14 protein-coding genes and 1 other annotated feature are annotated in these 19,375 nt (G+C 32.9%); of the genes, 1 reads left to right on the top strand and 13 read right to left on the bottom strand.

What is annotated here, in order from left to right:
* Nucleotides 1-61: 61 nt before the first annotated feature.
* The 4 genes from KDK92_RS04515 to KDK92_RS04530 all read right to left on the bottom strand — a co-directional run bounded on the left by KDK92_RS04515 (nucleotide 62) and on the right by KDK92_RS04530 (nucleotide 4,795).
* Nucleotides 62-1,618, bottom strand: coding sequence for a hypothetical protein (locus KDK92_RS04515; protein ID WP_250857864.1), 1,557 nt, complete (start codon nucleotides 1,616-1,618; stop codon nucleotides 62-64).
* Between the two features lie 82 nt (nucleotides 1,619-1,700).
* Nucleotides 1,701-2,993, bottom strand: coding sequence for an MFS transporter (locus KDK92_RS04520; protein WP_250857865.1), 1,293 nt, complete (start codon nucleotides 2,991-2,993; stop codon nucleotides 1,701-1,703).
* Between the two features lie 284 nt (nucleotides 2,994-3,277).
* Entirely contained in the window at nucleotides 3,278-4,189 is a 912-nt protein-coding gene (locus tag KDK92_RS04525) for an alpha/beta hydrolase (protein ID WP_250857866.1), read from the bottom strand.
* Nucleotides 4,190-4,201: 12 nt separating this feature from the next.
* Nucleotides 4,202-4,795: an ATP-binding protein gene (locus KDK92_RS04530; RefSeq protein ID WP_250857867.1), complete on the bottom strand. Its 594-nt coding sequence runs from the start codon at nucleotides 4,793-4,795 to the stop codon at nucleotides 4,202-4,204.
* Nucleotides 4,796-5,017: 222 nt separating this feature from the next.
* Nucleotides 5,018-5,270, top strand: a binding site (T-box leader).
* Between the two features lie 157 nt (nucleotides 5,271-5,427).
* On the opposite strand from KDK92_RS04530, the gene KDK92_RS04535 reads away from it, so the two are divergent.
* Entirely contained in the window at nucleotides 5,428-7,419 is a 1,992-nt protein-coding gene (locus tag KDK92_RS04535; RefSeq protein WP_250857868.1) for a class I tRNA ligase family protein, read from the top strand.
* A 285-nt stretch (nucleotides 7,420-7,704) separates the two neighbouring features.
* On the opposite strand, the gene KDK92_RS04540 is transcribed toward KDK92_RS04535, so the two are convergent.
* The 9 genes from KDK92_RS04540 to KDK92_RS04580 all read right to left on the bottom strand — a co-directional run bounded on the left by KDK92_RS04540 (nucleotide 7,705) and on the right by KDK92_RS04580 (nucleotide 19,255).
* A complete protein-coding gene (locus KDK92_RS04540) occupies nucleotides 7,705-8,880 on the bottom strand; it encodes a nuclear transport factor 2 family protein (RefSeq protein WP_250857869.1) in 1,176 nt (391 codons plus the stop codon).
* A gap of 52 nt (nucleotides 8,881-8,932) precedes the next feature.
* Complete coding sequence (locus tag KDK92_RS04545; protein ID WP_250857870.1) at nucleotides 8,933-9,469, bottom strand: GNAT family N-acetyltransferase; 537 nt, start codon at nucleotides 9,467-9,469, stop codon at nucleotides 8,933-8,935.
* A 129-nt stretch (nucleotides 9,470-9,598) separates the two neighbouring features.
* Entirely contained in the window at nucleotides 9,599-11,296 is a 1,698-nt protein-coding gene (locus tag KDK92_RS04550; RefSeq protein WP_250857871.1) for a M3 family oligoendopeptidase, read from the bottom strand.
* A 32-nt stretch (nucleotides 11,297-11,328) separates the two neighbouring features.
* Nucleotides 11,329-12,237 (bottom strand): GNAT family N-acetyltransferase, encoded by a 909-nt coding sequence (locus KDK92_RS04555; RefSeq protein WP_250857872.1) that lies wholly within the window; start codon nucleotides 12,235-12,237, stop codon nucleotides 11,329-11,331.
* Between the two features lie 344 nt (nucleotides 12,238-12,581).
* Nucleotides 12,582-13,502, bottom strand: coding sequence for a hypothetical protein (locus tag KDK92_RS04560; protein WP_250857873.1), 921 nt, complete (start codon nucleotides 13,500-13,502; stop codon nucleotides 12,582-12,584).
* Between the two features lie 401 nt (nucleotides 13,503-13,903).
* Nucleotides 13,904-14,830 (bottom strand): GNAT family N-acetyltransferase, encoded by a 927-nt coding sequence (locus KDK92_RS04565; RefSeq protein ID WP_250857874.1) that lies wholly within the window; start codon nucleotides 14,828-14,830, stop codon nucleotides 13,904-13,906.
* A gap of 73 nt (nucleotides 14,831-14,903) precedes the next feature.
* Complete coding sequence (locus KDK92_RS04570; RefSeq protein ID WP_250857875.1) at nucleotides 14,904-15,653, bottom strand: GNAT family N-acetyltransferase; 750 nt, start codon at nucleotides 15,651-15,653, stop codon at nucleotides 14,904-14,906.
* An 85-nt stretch (nucleotides 15,654-15,738) separates the two neighbouring features.
* On the bottom strand, nucleotides 15,739-17,511 hold the full coding sequence (locus KDK92_RS04575) for an ABC transporter ATP-binding protein (protein ID WP_250857876.1): 1,773 nt from the start codon (nucleotides 17,509-17,511) through the stop codon (nucleotides 15,739-15,741).
* On the bottom strand, nucleotides 17,492-19,255 hold the full coding sequence (locus tag KDK92_RS04580; protein WP_250857877.1) for an ABC transporter ATP-binding protein: 1,764 nt from the start codon (nucleotides 19,253-19,255) through the stop codon (nucleotides 17,492-17,494). The genes KDK92_RS04575 and KDK92_RS04580 overlap by 20 nt, the downstream gene beginning before the upstream one ends.
* Nucleotides 19,256-19,375: the final 120 nt, after the last annotated feature.

Consider the following 19,375-nt stretch of genomic DNA (forward strand, 5'->3'; position numbering starts at 1 on the left):
GGGGACGGTCCATAACATCTTATGAACCGCCCCTGCTTGTTTTTCTCATTTAAATTTACATCTAGATAATATATGGTACAAAAACACTTAATACCAAGAATGTTTCCATTACTAATACAATTCCAAAAGGTATTAGTGGAATTGATTCTAAATCACATTTAAATATTAAATAACTAAATATCCCTGATATGAAATATATAATTAAAGTTATCACTAACCCTACACTTATACTCAAATAGTCTGGCATTAATCCTGCATACTTACCATACATCATATTTTTCATCATATATAACTGGAATAAACCCACTATTACTAAGGCTCCTATATAGGTTATCTTCCTCATCTTTTCACTAAGATTATAAGATATGAATGATATTACTCCTATGATGACCAATGCAAAGAGTATCCAAATTATTCCCATCATAAATATATATGCAAAAGAAAAAACAATTCCTTCCAATAAAATGCTCCAAGCCTCATTTTTTTCTTCTTTGGAAATGAAATTTATACTCTCTTTAAATACCTCTTCTGAAGAGCTCAATTTAATCTCATAAGAATTTTTTTCAATATATTCACAAAACACTACATACTCTTTATAATTTGCTGAATAGAACCCTATTTCTCTACTATTTGAAACATAATTGTAATCTACAATTTCCCCATCTTTTATTCTAAATTCTACTATATCTTGTTCAAGAAATCTCTTATCCACATACCTTTCTATATATCCAAAAAATGTTCCAGCAGAATCCCCTCTTACTATTCCTCTTACAGGTTGTCCTTGAATTTGAACAATTCCGATTTGTGACTTACTATTATTTAGCGAATAAGATATACCCTTTGTACTTCTATATTCTCCTTTTGTTATCTCTTCGTAAGTCATAACCAATTCTTCATCATTAATATTAATCACAGGATTTTTAAAAATTAATCCAAAACCCCTATATACATTTACAATTTCCTTTTCCATGATTTTTTTGTTATCTTTAAGAATTATTGTTTTAAAAGAACTATCACTGTCACTATAGTATACTATATAAGTATTTTCTTTATCTTTAGCAGCTGAAACACTTTCAAAGATACCTTTTTCGGTTTCAAATAACGTATTAAGATTATTATCTACAATCTTAATATTTTCGCCTGAAGAAACAAGTAACTCTTCGTCTGAAACTTTTATACTTTCAGTTATCCCTTCAATAACTTTTATATCATTTATCATAAGTTCTTTGTCCACAAATCCAATATTAAAACTTCTTTTTGCATTATTAATACTTATCCAACTGATATATAAGTTTTCTTTATCTGTTGTAAATGTTACATCTGCCACAAAATTACCAAACTCATAATTTTTCGTATCAATAACATCTCCAAGCATATTAGTTTTAACCAACTTAATCCCATTCTCTGTAGTATGTACTACATATATCTCATCTTCAAAAGTTATAATACCTGGATTTTTTTTAACATCCCCTTTTGAAATAGATTTTTCTTTACTCCATTTTTCAGATGGTATAGCAGAAGTTACTTCAATATTTTTTCTATAATTTATATATTGAATTGTAACCATGGAAATAATAAAACATATCAATGCCCCTATAACTATATTTTTCTTTTTCATTTTTCAATCCCCTTTCCTCAACTTAATATTTTCTTTAATAACCCATTTAACACCTCCAACTTTCAAAAATTAATAGTTTTATTTAATAAGAAATAATTGGAATTTCATTAATTATTTTTTTAACACTTGATAAGAAATATGTATAAACAAACAATATACAGAAAATTATATAATCTACAAAAATTACAATATTCATACCTATTTTTTCAGCCAATACACCAGCAAGTATCATTCCCAAAGGCATTAATCCAGAGGATAAAGTTTTCTTAAATGCGAATGCTTTTGACCTCATATTTGAAGGCACACTAATTTGTATGCTAGACTGGATTAGTGAGTTAATTATTGCCACAGCAAAGCCGTTTATAAAGAATAGTATTGCAATTAAATAAAAATTTACTGTCAATGAGTATATTATCATTGTAATTGAAGTTATAATTCCACTAATAATAAATAAATGGAATCTTTTTTCTTTTTTTATTTCAATTGTAGATAACATAGTAAATCCGAGGAACATCCCCACCCCATTTATTGCCATTGCTACTCCATATAACCCTATACCAAGATTATTATTTGCTTTAAACAATGGTAAAGTTAGCATCATTGACATAGAAGCAAAAAAATTAAAAAAGCAGAGTATAATATAGAGCTGCTTCAGTCCCTTTGATTTTTTTATAAAATTAAATCCATCTCTTAAATCTTGTAAGAAACTCACCTTATTTGATGTGAATTCTATTTGAGGTACTTTAATAAAGTACTGTGAAATTGCTGACAGCAAGAAACTAACTCCATTAACCAAAAATGATATAGGTGCCCCGATAATCTGAACTAAAAAACCTCCAATAGCATTCCCCATAATGTTATCTCCTGTATTTATCAAGGAAAATATTGAATTTGCTTTTATTAACTTAGATTTTGGAACAATATCAGGTACAATAGAATTAATTGCAGGATAAAAAAAACAACTACAACTTCCTACAATAACTCCTACTATAACTACCATCCAGATTTTTAAAAAACCTATTATTGCTGCTATACCAATCAAAATGGTAGACACCCCACAAATTATATCAGAAATAATTAGCACTCTTTTTCTATCATGTCTGTCAACAAACGTACCTGCAAAGGGGGAGATTATTACTCTCGGTATATATGTTACTGCCATTAGAACTCCCATTATAGCAGTAGACTCGGTCTTAGCAAGAATCCAAACACGAAGTGCTATATCATAAATATTATCTCCAAAAACTGAAAATAGCTGCCCTTGTAGTAGTAAATAAAAGTTTATATTCCATAGTTTTTTTTGTGCTAGTCCAGAAGATTCTAAATTAACCTCCTCCCCTGGTCTCTTTGATGTAATTTCAGTCATTTCTTTCATAGCTCGTCCCCCTTATGATCTTTACATTAATCTAATATATCCAATTACATAACTCTTCTTCCTTCGTATACCTATATAGATAATAGAAGAAAAAAGAGCCGTACGACTCTTTAATATCATATATAAATTACATTATTTAGGTTGCGGACCAGGTACTTGCCCTATATTTTCTACAAAATCCACTAGATGGAATTTATTGTTTTTTCTATATTGTACAACATTTTCCTCCAAACAATCAAATATATCTACAAATTATGCTTATTTAAAAGCGATGAGACGGTTCATTAAATTAATGAACCGTCCCCTACTCCCCTTTCAAACCAATTAGCAATTTCTTCTGAGACTTTATTAGGCTTGTCCCAATGTATCATATGAGTTGCATCTCTATATAATTTCGTATTCACCTTTATCTTTTTTTCAAACTCTTTCACCATTTGACTATTTATCTCTAAATACTCCTCTGGAAGTCCAGCATACAAAAGTAATATATCACTTTTAATATTTTCGAACTTCACTTTCTTTTGAAGATTATTCAGTGATTTGAGAACCCCTCTAGCAGTGTCTCCTGATGCATGCCACTTTATCTTCCCATCTTCTTCTCTCATTAAATCATATACTGCTGTTTCCAATAACTCAGACCATCTTGTACAATTAGCCTTTTCTTCTTCCACAAAGCTTTGATGATTATCAAAAATATATTCTTCATAGTCTTTTTCATTAAACTTTATCGCTTCCTCTAAAGAGCCTGTTGGCCTATAATCAAGTTTTCCAGCTTCATATAATGTTTTAAAATAATCATACTGTACTTTAGGCTCATAATAGCCACCATCTATTAATACTATTTTTTTGACCCTTTCAGGATATTCAGCCGCATAATGAAGAGCTACACTCCCTCCCCAAGAATGAGATACTATGTTAAAGCTATCTATTCCAATCTGATCAATCACTTTATCTACCCATTTTATCAGATTACTCGCTTCATAATCTTCATCATTTTCAAAACTTTCAGATTTCCCATGACCTGGCAGATCAACAGATAAAACATGATAACTATCTTTCAAATTCTCAGCAACCTCTATAAAACTCATACATGTACTTCCCATACCATGAAAACAAACAATATCAGAATTGTTTTTATCTCCCCACTCACAGACTCTAGCTTTATATTCTCCAATTCCCACAAAAAATTGATTCATACATTCCTCCTATTAAATACATCTCTCATCAATCCAATTCTTAACTGCTATTGCAACTTCTTCAGAATTTAAATTATCTACATTCAAAAAGTCAACATTTTCTTTTTTTGAAAACCATTGTTTTTTTAACGGTAACAAATGTTCCAAGTAATATTCAAAAAAGTTCCTACTTCTTGAGTTATCACTTTCCTTACGAGCCCTTAGAACATCTTCACTTGCATCTAAAAACAATATTCTATTAGGCATACATTGGCGTAATCTATATAATTCATTTTTCAGATTAGATTCTACATCCCAATCAAATCCCATTGATTTGGGATAGTTTAATGTATAAAACTCAATTTCCTCTGCTCCAAAATCCATCAGAGAGCATTTGAATTCTTGTGCTTTTTCCCAACGTTCTATTTCATTATTTATCCATAATTTTTGAATTTCAATATAGTCAGAGAATTTATTTTTATCTAAATTTCTTCTTTTAATTTCATCAATTACATCACCATTTAACTCATAACTTATATTTACATATTGTGCATTTTCTCTAATATAATTCACAGCAGTTGTTTTACCAACAGCCATACACCCTTGAAGAGACAAATTTATTGTCATTTTTAACACCACCCACTTTAAAAATTGTCTTTAGTAATCATATCTAAAAATTATTTCCCAACGATTATTATTTTTCTATATTGTATAACATTTACCTATAAATAACAAAACTATTTTTATTGATAGATTATAATAAAAGGAAACCGAAGTAAAATATCAGAATTTTGATAAAATTTCTTTTGCCCCCTTGACAAAACACAATTTTTTTAATATATTCAAAACATAAAAGCAATGAAGAGAAGAGTAATCATATTAGAAGCTTACAGAGAGTTCCTTATGCTGAGATGGAACAGTTGAAAATTTGATGAACCAAGACTTGGAGCTGCATACGGATCTTATTTTAGGCATGTGAAAATAGGTGATGCTATGACGTTTGTTCACGTTACAGAACTAGAGTATAATTTTGTACTTGATGAGATTAGTATGGTGACATATTAATAAACTAGGGTGGTACCGCGATATAATCGCCCCTATAGCTAGCTATAGGAGGTGTTTTTTTATATACTTTTTTAGGCAATTTTAAATAAATAATAAGCCAGTTTAAAACCTATAACTAGTTATTTATTATAAAATTACCTTACTTGAAAATATGGCTTTATCTTTGAAAACATTATTATACGAGGAGAATGATTATGAAAGAGAAAAATATAAAACGACCGATATTTCCTAAAAAAGCTGTTATTACTGCTGGTATGCCTTATGGTAATAAAGAACTGCATTTCGGGCATGTTGGTGGTGTGTTTATTCATGCTGACACATATGCAAGATTTTTAAGAGACCGTATAGGTAAAGACAATGTAATTTTTGTTTCTGGTACAGATTGTTATGGATCACCAATCTCAGCAAACTATCGTAAGCTTGTTGAAGAAGGTACATTCACTGGAAGTATAGAAGACTATGTTAGACAAAATCATGATAAGCAAAAATCGGTTTTAGATGAATATGAGATGAGCCTTAACCTTTATGCAGCATCAGGTTTAGACCGTGCAGCTGAAATACACAAGGAAGTCTCAGAAGAAATATTCAATGAGTTATATGAAGGCGGATTTCTTGAAAAGCTATCCACACCACAATTTTATGATCCTGATTTTAAAGTATTGTTAAATGGCCGACAAGTTGTTGGTAAGTGTCCTATTGAAGGGTGTCAATCTGATAAAGGTTATGCAGATGAGTGTTCACTGGGACATATGTATATGCCAAGTGAATTGATTGATCCAAAGAGTACCTTATCAGGTAAAAAACCAGAGCTAGTAGAAGTAACTAACTGGTATTTTAAATTAGATGAATATAAAGATGCTCTTCAAAACCAAGTAGATGATTTAAAAAGAAATTCAAATGCAAGAAAATATCTTTTGAAGACCATTGAAGAATTCCTTAAAGAGCCAATAATATATGTAAAACGTAAGCAATTAGATGGTGATGTTGAAGGTCTTGTAAAGAAGCTACCAAAGCATACACTTATTGATGAACCAAAGAAACCATCTCTTACTTTTATCTTTGAAAGCTTAGCTGATCGTGACAAAGCAAGAGAAGTGATGGAAGAGATGGGGCTTCATTTTAGAACAGGTAAGACACTTGTTCCATTTAGATTAACTGGAAACATCGATTGGGGCATTAAAGTACCTGAAAAAGAAGGTCTTGATGAACTAACATTCTGGGTATGGCCAGAATCACTTTGGGCACCTATCTCATTTACTAGAGCTTATTTAGAATCCATTGGTAAAAATTCTGAAGACTGGACTAACTGGTGGCAAGGAGAAGATTCTAAAGTTTATCAATTCATCGGCGAGGATAATATATATTTCTATGGTATTGCTGAAATGGCAGTGTTCCTAGCTCTGCAAGGTAAAGAAAGTCAAGATGAAATTAACTGGGCGACAATGAACTTGCCGCATTTAATTCCAAATAATCATGTGCTCTTTATGGATAAAAAAGCAAGCAGCAGTAGTGATATAAAACCCCCAATGGCAAAAGAGTTATTGGATCACTACACTCCAGAGCAGTTACGTATGCACTTTTTAAGTCTTGGATTAGCTAAGAAGAGTGTAAGTTTTATGCCACAAGTTTATATGCCCGAGGAAGAGCGTCAAGGTCCAGATACAGTATTAAAAGATGGTAACTTGCTAACTAATGTGTTTAACCGTCTTGTGAGATCATGTTTCTACACAACACAGAAACACTTTGATTCAAAGATTCCGGAAGGTGAAGTTAGTGAAGAATTTATTTCTTTATCTAAGGATTCAGTTCTTGAGTACGAGCGTCATATGTTTAATCATGATTTCCATCGTATAATTTATGTTCTCGATAGTTTTATCCGTAAACTGAATAAATACTGGGTAAATCAAATGAAAAAAGCAGATACAGATGAGAATGATGAACTTAGAAAACAAGTTTTGATAGATTCATTCTATGGGGTAAGAACAGCACTGACACTGATTCATCCTATTGCTCCAAGCAGCTGTGAGATGGTAAGAGAATATTTACAAGTTAATGAAAACCTTTGGGATTGGGAATATATTTTCGAACCTCTAAGTACCTTTATGGATAATGCTTCTGACCATGAAATTAAGTTCTTAGAGCCACGTATTGATTTCTTCAAGAAACATGAGAGTCAGTTTAAATAATGGCACTAACGTGCCTGAAAACAAATGGATAATTGATAATGGATAATGGATAATGATTGATGATTCTCACTTACGTGAGAATCTTGATATTATAACCATAAAAATGGAAGTCATTTTGACTTCCATTTTTTAGCTTCACCATTTACTCTTGAAGTTTTATATTTTTATACATATTCTTAATTACTGTCCAAGGTTTTCAATTTCATGCCTGTTAAGTCAGTAGCATTAGAAATTTGGACAAAATATAATTGTGTCCCTCGTATATAGTTACTTGTAACTCTATCACTAAAATTTTCTCACTTCTGGCATTCCCTCATTGTAGTCTGAGTATTGTAGATGTTGAATAAGCCATTTTCCTTCTTTTTTCACTAAAACTCCGGAAAATCTCATTGGTATAATAATGGTCTCTCCTTTTTCCATATGGTAAATATAATCTATCGTACCATAAAGAGCTGTCAATAGTTTTTGTTTTGGTGACTCTTCAGAATTAAATGTATATTCATTTGAATCATTAACCCATTCAAGTATCTTTTGATCAGATGCAATTCTTTTTAAAAATGCTTTTGTAGTAAAGTAAGCAATATCACCATTAACAGATATCAATGCATTATCTACATTAAACTTAAAGTCCCCCCAATATTTCCAATCTGATTCAACAATTCCTCTTGCAGCCTCAACACCTAAGCAAAGTTCATCTGCATCTGTTCCTATTACCACTAAATCCTCATTTAATAGAAAAACTTCCTTCATATATTCATCAACATAATTTACATCCCTTTTTGTATATCCATCTTGAAATACCTGAAGTGTTTTTCTAACTTCTTCATACTCTTTATTTGAGTTTGTTTTAGGCATTTCAAATATACGTTTATCATAGGTTTCATCATTTAATCTATATGGCCATGACTCTGAATCAAAGGAAAACTGCATTTGATGAAATTTCCAAGTATCATTTTCCTTTATAAGTACGCAAGTAAACCTAAAAGGCCATATATAATTTTCACCTTGTTCTATCTGTCTTAATGTATTAGCCATATTACTTGCTGTTTTAAGTGCATTTATCTTACACTTGTTTTCTCCACCTAAGATTTCTTTTACTTTCTCAATAGTGTCTTCAATGTGTTTATCTTCAGATATTATATTCTTAATAATTCCAATAGAAACAACCCAAGCTACATTTTCATTTGCAAAGACCTTAGCTTCTTCAAATTTAAAATTTATATCTTTCCAGTAGTTATTTTCATTAGCCAAATGAGATTTTATAAGTGTTTTTATATCATCAGTATTAAAACACCACTGCTCCATGCTACTTCCAAATACTACAAGTCCCTCCTTTGAAGAAAATACTTCATTTACATAATCATCAACCTTTGTCATATCTTTTTCTTTATATAAATCTTGAAAACCTCCAAGAATATCATTTACTTCATTGACTGAATTTATATTTTTATATCTTTCCATAATCAATTCCCCCAAACTGTTCTTTAATTTTGATTATTAATAAAAAATACAATTAAATTAATTTTTTTCTCATATGATAAATTTTAAACTTTTCATTAGCAATTTCACCTTCATGTATATGAAATGTTTCAAAACCTACTCTTTCATATACCTTGATAGCTCTTTCATTAAAAGCAGCAACTCCACATCTAACAAATTCCCCTTTGTAGTCGTACTCTTTTACTGCAAAATCAATACATTGTGAAACGAATTTTTTCCCATGACCTTTTCCGCACAATTTGGGATTTAATCCCCATCCCATCCACATTTCGTATATATTTTGAGGATTATTTTTAACCACTTCATGCTCAACGTAACCCTCATCTTCTGAATCTTCCTCACCTTCTTTGAAGAACTCTATATTTAATTCTCCAATAAGTTTATCTTCTTCATTTAAAACTGCAAATTTTCCTAATCCCCATGTTTCTTTTTCTAGCAAAAATTCCTCTTCATTTTTATAATCATATATATGATATTCACCATCATATTTCCAATTCTGAATCATTTCTTGTGCATATTCCAAATTCATTGGAACAAATTTAAATTTCATATTAAGCCCCCCTTTAAATTTTCCTCCATACATATGAATTTCCAACCACCTTAAATCCCACTGATTCATATAATCTATTTGGTGCTGGAAATTGCTCTGGACAAAGTGTAAGTACCGTTGATCCCCCCCTTATTTTGCCAATTCTTCTTCAACCCCAAGCACCCATTCTCTAATTGATTGAGCAATCTTTTCAATACTTCCCTCTTCAAAAGGATTTTTTAAGTTTCCTAACTTAACAACCTCCACGAAAGACTTGCTTCCACCTGATTTGCATACTTTCATATAATCTTTCCAAGCCTCTTCTCTATTCTCCTTAGCTTTATACCAGAAATTGAATGCAGCCACCTGTGCTAACCCATAATCAATATAGTAAAACGGTCCCCAGAAAATATGAGATTGACGAAGCCAATAGGCACCTTTATCAAGGAATGTATTCTCTTCATAGTCTCTATATGGAAGATATTTCTTTTCAAGTTCTCTCCAGAAACTATTCCTTTCTTCATATGTTGCCTCAGGTTTTTCATAAATAAAATGCTGAAACTCATCAACTACACAAATATAAGTTAGCAAGGATAATGCATTACACATATGTGAAAACTTATATTTCTCAGCATCTTCACCAAAGAAATCTTCTCCCCATGGCTCTGTTAGAAATTCCATACTCATTGAATGAATTTCACTTATATCCTCTGATGAGGAACAATACTCTGGTATTTCGTAGTTTGCACATAAATATTTTTGGAAAGCATGTCCAGCTTCATGAGTGAATACATTAAAATCATCTATTGTTCCTCTATATACAGAGTATATAAATGGAGCTTTATATTTTGGTATATACTCGCAGAAACCTCCTTCTTCTTTTCCTTCTCTATTCTCAACATCAAAAAGATCTTTTTCTACTATATACTTAAAAAACTCACTGGTTTCAGGTGATAATTCTTTATACATTTTTAATGTTTTCTCAATAATTAGATTAATATCACCTTTCAATTCAGCATTACCATCTAAAAACTGTACTGCTTCATCATAATACTTGACTGTTTCTATACCAAGTCTTTCGGCTTGTCTTCTTATAAGTTCCTTATTTAAAGGTACAACATACTCTAATACCTGTTTTCTGAATTTAGCAACCATGTCTTTATCATAGCCAATTCTATTCATACGTGCATATCCCATATCAACAAAGTTCTCATAACCCATCTTAAGAGCCATCTTATGTCTTAATTTCACGAACCTATCAAATATTTCTTGCATTTCTTTCTCATGCTCTTTATATAACTCAGTTTGAACTTCAAATGCTCTCTTTCTAATATTTCTATCTTGAGAATCTATATATGGATCAAAATCCCATCTTCCAAGTTCTTCTCCCTCAAATTCAATCTTAAATGATTGTCCTCGATTAACATATTCTGTTACCAGCTTTTTCTCCTGCTGCAGCTCTTCTATTATGTTATCTGAAATACATTTCATCTTCATTTCTGCTAAATTGAATAGCTGATCTCCATATTTTTCTCTATGCAAATCCTTGAATTTTGAGTTATCTAAAGCTTTATAATAATCACAAACTAATCCATCTAGAATAGGTTCAGCCTCATCATAATAATCCAATTCTTTACTATAAAATTCTTTATTCACTCCTAAACTCTTTCTTATAAAGCTTAGTGAGTTCATTGATGTAAAATCATCTCTTATAATATTAATCTCATCTATTACTGAACACTGTTCCTCAAAAGAATCAGCTTCATTAAATTTCTTTATCAATACTTGAAAATTCCTTTTAATATCTTTTATATCAGCTCTCTTGTATTCAAAATCTTTAAATTTCATATTTGTTGTCCTCTTTCTATCTTAATGGTATCCTACAAATTCTCTGAAGGTATTATCAAGGATGTTAATTTGATTCCAGGTAAAAATCCGTTATCGTAATAAACTGTTTCAGCGTCATTTCCACCTTCTACATGTAGTCTTACTGCTGAATATTTATCTTTTAAAACTGTTAAGCTTTTCTTTAATAATTTAGAAGCAACTCCTCTCCCCCTATAATCTTCTCTAACAGCAATATCATATATTAGCGGCCATTCATTATACTCAGATATTAAACATACACCAATTAATTCATTTGTTTCCCTATCAAATATTACTGAAGATGCCTTATTTAACATTTCAATATGTGAATTATGTTCAAAGTAGTATTCCACAAATTCTGTACGTTCCTTTAAACTAAACTTCTGTCCAGGTGCATTTTTAAACGCTTCATAGAATAACTTTCCTAATTCTTCTGTGTGATCTTTATTAGGTAATACAACTTGAAGTTTGTCATCCCATTTAACATCAAATTTTCTCGTTGGACTTAACATCCATCTTCCTGTTTCTACAATTCTAAATCCAAGCTTCTCATAAATTTCAACTTGTGAAGGAATCACCACATTAGCTTCAATATCTTTACTTCTATCTGACCAATGAATTAATATTCTCTTAATTAATTTTAATACCTCATAAGCGTTATCAAATGGTGGTATTAAGAATAATTCCTGAATAAAATTTGGTTCTAGAAAAACTCCTCCAATTTTCACATCATCTTTCTTTATCCAGAAACAAAAGTCATCCTCTGAAACTACTGCCATTTTTTGCTTAAAATTCTTCTTGAATCCTACATCACCTTTGAAGTAAACTGCATAATATTTAGAATACTCTTCCTTTTCTGCAGCCTCCAGCGTATATCCTTTTCCTAATTCATATATTTTATTATTTATATTCCAATCATTCATATTTAAAATCTCCTTTTAATCTCTAGTGTTTTTAATCCTTTTCTGTGTATTCCATCTATAATAATTAAGGTATGTGATTCTTAGTAAAATCTTTTTTCCATCTTTATCTATTTTAATGGTAACATAGTAGCCTATCACAAAAAACCTCATAAACAATACATAACTAAAGTTGAGCATTTATGTTAAAACAATTGATATTTTTCTTTACTATACTCTTATGAATAAAGAGGATAAGACTTGGAGTCTATACCCTCTTTGCTTATACTCCACTATACTATTGTTACTCAAAACTAATATTAAATTTCACACTACTTATGACGTGGTTCAGGTTATAAAATCCTAAACTATAACGTCAACTTATAGGTCTCACCATATCCAGTCTTCACAAATTCGAAGCTTTCAAATACAACCTCTTCTTCCTCACTATACCAGGCACTTAATGTTAAACTTTCAAACCCCCGATTATAAATGGTATTAATGCCAACTCCCAGAATAACCTTAGGAATCACACTTTCTCTATATTTAGGATCTATGCCAAAAGGATACAGGTGGGCGTGCTTATTGTAGCTGTCACTCCATAAAACATAAAAAGCCACATACTCATCCTTTTCATTTACTACAACAAAAGACAACTCACTGTTAAAAGCTGGTGAGTTAATGAAACTCATCACCGTCTCACCATTTGGCATATACACACTGGTTGGCCAAATCTTTGTGTACAGTCTGGATACTTTTTCACACATATTTCTATTTGAAGTATCAATATTTATGATTTTATATCCTTCAGGAAGGTCGGGTAGTTCAAATTCTCTACTGATGGTTAACTTCCTGTTATCATCAACAAACTCATTTTTTATTCCACCATATTTTAAGAGTAAAGACTTACGCTTTTCATCATCAAAGTGTGATGAAACATGGATATTTTCAATATTGGGGTATAATTCTCTACAATTTTTCATAGCCCAAACGAGCATTTCTTCCTCAATTTCCTTATATTCAGGATGGATTTGTAAGAAATAATCTCCTGGGTCCTCATAATGACAAACACCTACTATCACGCCACCATCTTCCCATATCTGAACTCCACTTTCCCACAACCTATTGCCTGTGGCTTCTTCATTATTATGGATACAAAATCTATTAAACGACCAACGGGCATTTTCCCAATTATAAACTCTCTGATTCAAGATATATGTATCACTTAGGAACCTGTTAACCCGTTCAAAGTCTCTTTCACACTTAAAATTTCTTTTACTTATAGCCATCATATAACCTCCTATTACATTTTACGTAGAATTAACTACTCTAATGTATGTTTTCACATTTCTATTACTACACAATAATACTATTACGTTGTAATTACTCTATTCACATTACCTTAAACTAAAAAACTTGAATTCCTTATGATTTTCTATGAAGTGCATTAAACTCATCTGCAAACAAACCATAATGGATTTCATCCCAATATCTTCCCCGATGGTATGTAGTCCCTCGAATGTATCTGTTTTAATGGTATCATAGCTTTCTCGCTCAAAAAACCTCATAAACAATACATAACTAAAGTTGAGCATTTATGTTAAAACAATTGATATTTTTCTTTACTATACTCTTATGAATAAAGAGGGTAAGACTTTTATTAAGTCTATACCCTCTTTGCTATATACTTCTAAAATTTTCTGCTCCAATCCCATATTTCATTACTTGTTTCAACTTTAAACCCTAAATCCCAATAGAATTGCTGGTCTCCTCCAAGTATTCCTCTACACTGTGGCGCCATCTTCATAACACGGTTGGCTGCCTCATATATCAATGTTCTTGCTATTCCCTTACGTCTACACCACCATACAACTCCAAGTGGCTCTAATTCACAATAAGGCATTTTGTCGTTATACCAGATGATAGCAAATCCCACTGGCTTTCCTTCATTATCCAATACGCACAAATCAAGTTCTGGTTTATACCCTGGCATTTGTCTCAAATCATGAAATCCTCTTTCACCAGTTTCCGCTGTTGGAAGTGTATAGTTAAAAGAAAACATATGGGTATTGGAAAGGAAAAAGTCTGGTGTTTGGTTTCCATCAACTATGGTATATCCCTCTGGAAGAACAACATCAAATTTCTTTCCTGCAAAAGGAAGTATCAGTGACCGCTCTACCTTCTGTGATAACCCATACCCTCTTTCTTTTGCCATCTTTCTTATCAAATCATACTCTGGTGGAATTCTTAAATGCAAATATCTGGTATTATTTTTATAGTCTTTTGTAAAACAGGACAAATGTGTTTCTGCATGATGAAACATTCTCTCAAGTAGTTCGCTGTCTCTTTGTCTTTCTGAAGAATCAAAAAGGAAAAATGCATCTGCGTTCCATGCGCCTTCACATATAACTGCTGAAATAATATTTTCATCTTCTTCCCATATCCCAACGGTATGTCTCCAATTATCTTTTACATTCCCCCATGCACTGTGAGCTCCACGACAAAACTCATGACGACTTAATCCCCATGGTGGATTTCCCCACCCATAACTAGCTAAAATAAGTTCTTCTAATTTTAAAAAATCTTCATCTGTATAATATCTAAATGTAATACTCAAAATATTTACCCCTTCCTTGTTAAAATTAACGTTACTACTTATCTATACTGAGAACATAAAAATTCAATAAAGTCTACTTCATTGCTTTTGAATGAAGTTCAGCCCATGCTGGAAAGAAACCAGCATTCACAGCAATATTCTGGGAATATATGTGGGATTCCACAGTACCATAGAATGGTATTTTCCCTCGCTTTAAAATCTCATCTTTTAAAAGTCCAACTAAGTTTGTTCCTATGCCCCTACCACGGTATTCTGGCAAAACATCAATACCTATTTGCCATAGAGTTTCGCTATCTGAACTAGCCCCTGCCATGCCCATTATTTTGTTTCCTTCCACAGCTGCAACCGCAAGCATATCTGGGCTGTTTTTATCAAAGACGAACGCCTCTGTAAATCTATCATCATCTTCAAATTGTAGAATATCTTCATATTCATACCATTTTACATCAGTAATAGGCTTTATCTCTCCTACATCAGGCTTTGGAAGATAATAATGATGGCAATCAGCAATTTCATGTCCAAATTCTTGCAATTTTTTATCGATTGGTCGAAGAGCTGGATATTCAAAAAGCCATGCAGCATCGTACTTAGTCAGTTTATCTTGACACCAAGTTATCATTTCTGGTGATGTGCTGATAATTGCTCTGCCACCAAAACAAACCACTTTAAAAAAACATCCATCACTGTCATATATTCTTCTTCCTTTAAGAAGCTTGTTTTCAACTATTGTATTTTCATTCTTTTTAAAATCAGACAGCTGACAATTATAATCCAGTGCCAATTGATTTTTAGTGATTTCTAAAATTTCAGTCTTTGTTTTCATACATTTATCTCCTTTATGTTTTATAGATATTATTTAGGTACATGAAAATAAATAACAAGTCAAAGATGCGACGGATATTTTGAGTCTATCTCATGTAAATCCTAGCGAATTCCTCACAACGTTTTGACAGTTCTTCGGCTTTTCCACAGTCGATGACATGCCCATTCTTCAAAAATATAATCTTATCCGCCCGTTGCAATACATACTTTTTGTTTGATGCGATTATGCAGGCGAATTTCTTTTTATCAATATTTTTCTCAAAACGGTTCCAAAATTCCTTTTCCGTTTCTATATCAATTGCGCTGGAGCTGTCATCCATCACATACAGCTCTGCATCATGAATAAACATTCGTGCCAGTGCAAGTCTTTGCTTCTGACCTCCCGAAAGTCTACTACCACGACTACCTGCCTGCGTATCAAGTCCACTTTCCATTTCTGCCACATCACCTTCAAACACTGCGTGGTACAGGGCATGGTTGATTTCGCCCTCACATGTATGTTTACCAAGTAGTAGATTTTCACGTATTGGCTCGCTGAACATTCTCGCAATCTGAGGCGTGTATGCCACATTCGGCGGTATAAAAAACTCCTTCTGGTGCTGAATCTCGGTACCGTTCCAGAAAACCTGACCCGAATCTTTTGGAACCACTCCCATCAGAACATTGAGTACAGTGGATTTTCCCGAACCAATCCCACCTGCCAGAACGACTATCTCTCCCCGCTTGAGATTAAAACTTATATCGTGTATGCCGTTTCTGTTATCATGGCAGTATGTAAGATTTTTTACATCAAACTCCTCCATCGGCGTTCTTTTCATGCATCCATATTCGAATTTCTCCATATCTCTAAAGGCTCTTAAATCATGATGTACGGTCAACTCATTCTCATTCTGTGTCCCCACAAGATCCATGATACGCTCATATGAAACCTCTGCCTGCTTTGTTTCAGCAACCAACTCCGTAATCCTATCCACACAGCTTGCAAGAGTTCCAAGATAACACACAAACATGCTGAAGTCACCTATAGGAAACTCTCCCTGCATCATACTTTTAGCTACAACAAGCATCATAATAGCCGTACCAATATACACCGTACCACCCGTTACTGCCTGTATGATTGATTCAAACAGGGTATCTTTCAACACAGCATCAAGCCTTTTCCTGTTCAACTTTTCATAATTCTTCAAGACGTTGTTGTGAGCACCAGATATCTTGATTGTCTGAACAAGATTTGAGGTATCACTGATTGTCTCGCTTACTTTTTCATGAATTTCTCGGTTCACCTTTCTGTTTTCCTTAATCTTCTTTGAAGCAGTTCTGATTATCAGTATCCCTATTGACAGAGGAATAAAGATATAGATCGTTACTCTCCAGTTTATTATCAACAAGGATGAAATTGCAATCAATGAATATACTAAATATCCCAGTACTTCTGACAGAAGATCAGCCGGAAAAGCACAAACTGGAACATCATCATCAACAATCTCAAATACTTTTTCTGATTTCCCTGCAATGCTTTTAATATTTTTATTTTTATATACTATCTTCATTATGTTGTTTCTCAGAAGATTTTCATAATCGAAGCGCCTAATATTATCAATCACAGCAGATACCATAATAGCTGCAACCCTTATCATTGCAACCCCAAGAATTCCAACAATAAAGGGAATTACTTCTTGAAAAATGTTCACACTGCCCTGTACTCCAGCTTCAACGGTGTTCAGAAGCTCACGTATAAAATATGCCACGGCTGCGCTGTGTGAGAAAATCAATATATTGCAAAACAGGCTGATAATGAAAATCCACGGCCTATACGCTAGCAATCGCCTCAGAAGCTTATTAAACCCTGTTTTTTTCATCTATTCTCACCTCCATGCTTGTTTCCATAGCTTTGCACATACTATAAAACCTACCAGATTCATCTTTTTCTAGTTCTTCTTTTCTACCGTATTCAACTATTCTTCCATCATTCAGTATCATTATGTTGTCTGTCCATCTCAACGCCGAAAGTTTATGCGCAATAGTGATGACCGTTCTGTTCTGTGTAAGAACATCAAGGGCATATAGAATTCTCTGTTCCGTCACAAAATCTAGCCGTGAAGAAATTTCATCCAGAATAACGATTGATGGGTCTTTTAGGAACAAACGGATTATAGAAATCAGCTGCGCCTCACCTGCAGATAGATTATTTTCCGCCATCTCCAAATATGTATCAAGCCCTTTAGGAAACTTTTCAAACCATTGCTCCAGTCCCATCTGTTTTATAGCGTTATGTATCACCCCATCCGAAAATTCCTCGTTATATAAAGTGATGTTATCTCGTAAGGTCCCATGGAGGAACTGAACATCCTGAGTGCAGTATGCAATTATGTCTCTCAGATTTTCTCCTTTCAACGCCTTTACACTTACTCCATTTAACAGTATCTCTCCCCGTTCAAACTCGTACAATCTCGCCAAAAGCTTCGCAAGTGTGGTTTTCCCACTCCCCGTCTCGCCCATGACACCGAGCCTTTCTCCTGGCTTCAGCTCAAAGCAGATATCATTTATCACATCATTATTCTCAAAATACCCGAAGCTCAGATCTCTTACAGTAAGTGTGATATCCCTGTCATCTATCTCACGTGTACCTTCAGCAATACTGCTCTCAATATCCAGCATTTCCCTAACCCGTATAAGTCCAGCTTTAGCCTCTTGTAGACTTTTAAGGTAATTTCTAAAATCCTGAAGTGGATAATAAATCAACTCCGTATATGTATGAATTAAATATACCGTTCCCAGTGATATAAAACCTTTGTCCCACAGCACAACGGCAATTCCTAATGAAAGCACAGTAGCTACGGCATCGAGAACTGTTGATGCACTCCAAAGCCTTGAATACATCATTCCTGCAGGAAGACTTTCCTTAAATCGCTTTTTCATTGCCTCATTCAAACTGTGAATATAATATTCCTCAGCAGCGTTTGTTCGTATCTCAACTACATTGTCGATTCTTTCCTTCATGATCCCGTTGAATTTTGAAATTGCTGCTGCACGACGAACATATAATTTCCCTCCAAAATCCTGTATGGTCTTGAATACCCAAACTGCAATAATACAAAACACAAACATCGCAATAGCAATAACCAAATTTTTCAATGCTAATACTATAAGGACACCCGCCATAAGAAGAGTGCTTCCTACCATCTTGAAGATCAGTAAATAAAAGTAGGTGAAAAGCCCCTCCACATCTTCATCCAGCCTTGTTATCACCTCGCCGCTTGTCCACCTCTCATGGTGTTCCATATCAATTTTCAGAAAGTGAGCCAATACATCTTTTCTGAATGAATTGGTAATCTTCCATCCGAAACGCTGTGCAAAATATGACTCGCATACACCTGAAGCCATTTTCAAAATGATTGTTCCCAGGTAAATCAAAACTATCATGCTTATATATCCCAAGGTTTTCCCCATTTTCGCTGAATCAATAAAATTACTCAACATCTGTGGTGCAATTATCTGAAGCATAATATTTGCAATAAAAAATACTGCCAGTAATATCATGGTTTTCCTTTGACCTTTCAGATATTTCATTACAAATGAACCAAAATATTTCTTATTTTTCATTTTTTCATCTCCAATCTATTACTGTTTTAATGGTACCATAGCACTAACTCTCTTAAAACCTCATAGATAATACATAATTAAACTTGAGTCTTTTTTGCACCATTAATTCCTTAATAAAAA

Source organism: Oceanirhabdus seepicola (genome assembly GCF_023684385.1).
GTDB classification, from domain to species: domain Bacteria; phylum Bacillota; class Clostridia; order Clostridiales; family Clostridiaceae; genus Oceanirhabdus; species Oceanirhabdus seepicola.

Bases quoted from the DNA above. Each gene is read 5' to 3' on its own strand.
- KDK92_RS04555 (WP_250857872.1), bottom strand. From the start codon at position 12,237: ATGAATGATTGGAATATAAATAATAAAATATATGAATTAGGAAAAGGA.
- KDK92_RS04550 (WP_250857871.1), bottom strand. From the start codon at position 11,296: ATGAAATTTAAAGATTTTGAATACAAGAGAGCTGATATAAAAGATATT.
- KDK92_RS04530 (WP_250857867.1), bottom strand. From the start codon at position 4,795: ATGACAATAAATTTGTCTCTTCAAGGGTGTATGGCTGTTGGTAAAACA.
- KDK92_RS04570 (WP_250857875.1), bottom strand. From the start codon at position 15,653: ATGAAAACAAAGACTGAAATTTTAGAAATCACTAAAAATCAATTGGCA.
- KDK92_RS04525 (WP_250857866.1), bottom strand. From the start codon at position 4,189: ATGAATCAATTTTTTGTGGGAATTGGAGAATATAAAGCTAGAGTCTGT.
- KDK92_RS04520 (WP_250857865.1), bottom strand. From the start codon at position 2,993: ATGAAAGAAATGACTGAAATTACATCAAAGAGACCAGGGGAGGAGGTT.
- KDK92_RS04545 (WP_250857870.1), bottom strand. From the start codon at position 9,469: ATGAAATTTAAATTTGTTCCAATGAATTTGGAATATGCACAAGAAATG.
- KDK92_RS04575 (WP_250857876.1), bottom strand. From the start codon at position 17,511: ATGAAAAAAACAGGGTTTAATAAGCTTCTGAGGCGATTGCTAGCGTAT.
- KDK92_RS04540 (WP_250857869.1), bottom strand. From the start codon at position 8,880: ATGGAAAGATATAAAAATATAAATTCAGTCAATGAAGTAAATGATATT.
- KDK92_RS04580 (WP_250857877.1), bottom strand. From the start codon at position 19,255: ATGAAAAATAAGAAATATTTTGGTTCATTTGTAATGAAATATCTGAAA.
- KDK92_RS04535 (WP_250857868.1), top strand. From the start codon at position 5,428: ATGAAAGAGAAAAATATAAAACGACCGATATTTCCTAAAAAAGCTGTT.
- KDK92_RS04560 (WP_250857873.1), bottom strand. From the start codon at position 13,502: ATGGCTATAAGTAAAAGAAATTTTAAGTGTGAAAGAGACTTTGAACGG.
- KDK92_RS04515 (WP_250857864.1), bottom strand. From the start codon at position 1,618: ATGAAAAAGAAAAATATAGTTATAGGGGCATTGATATGTTTTATTATT.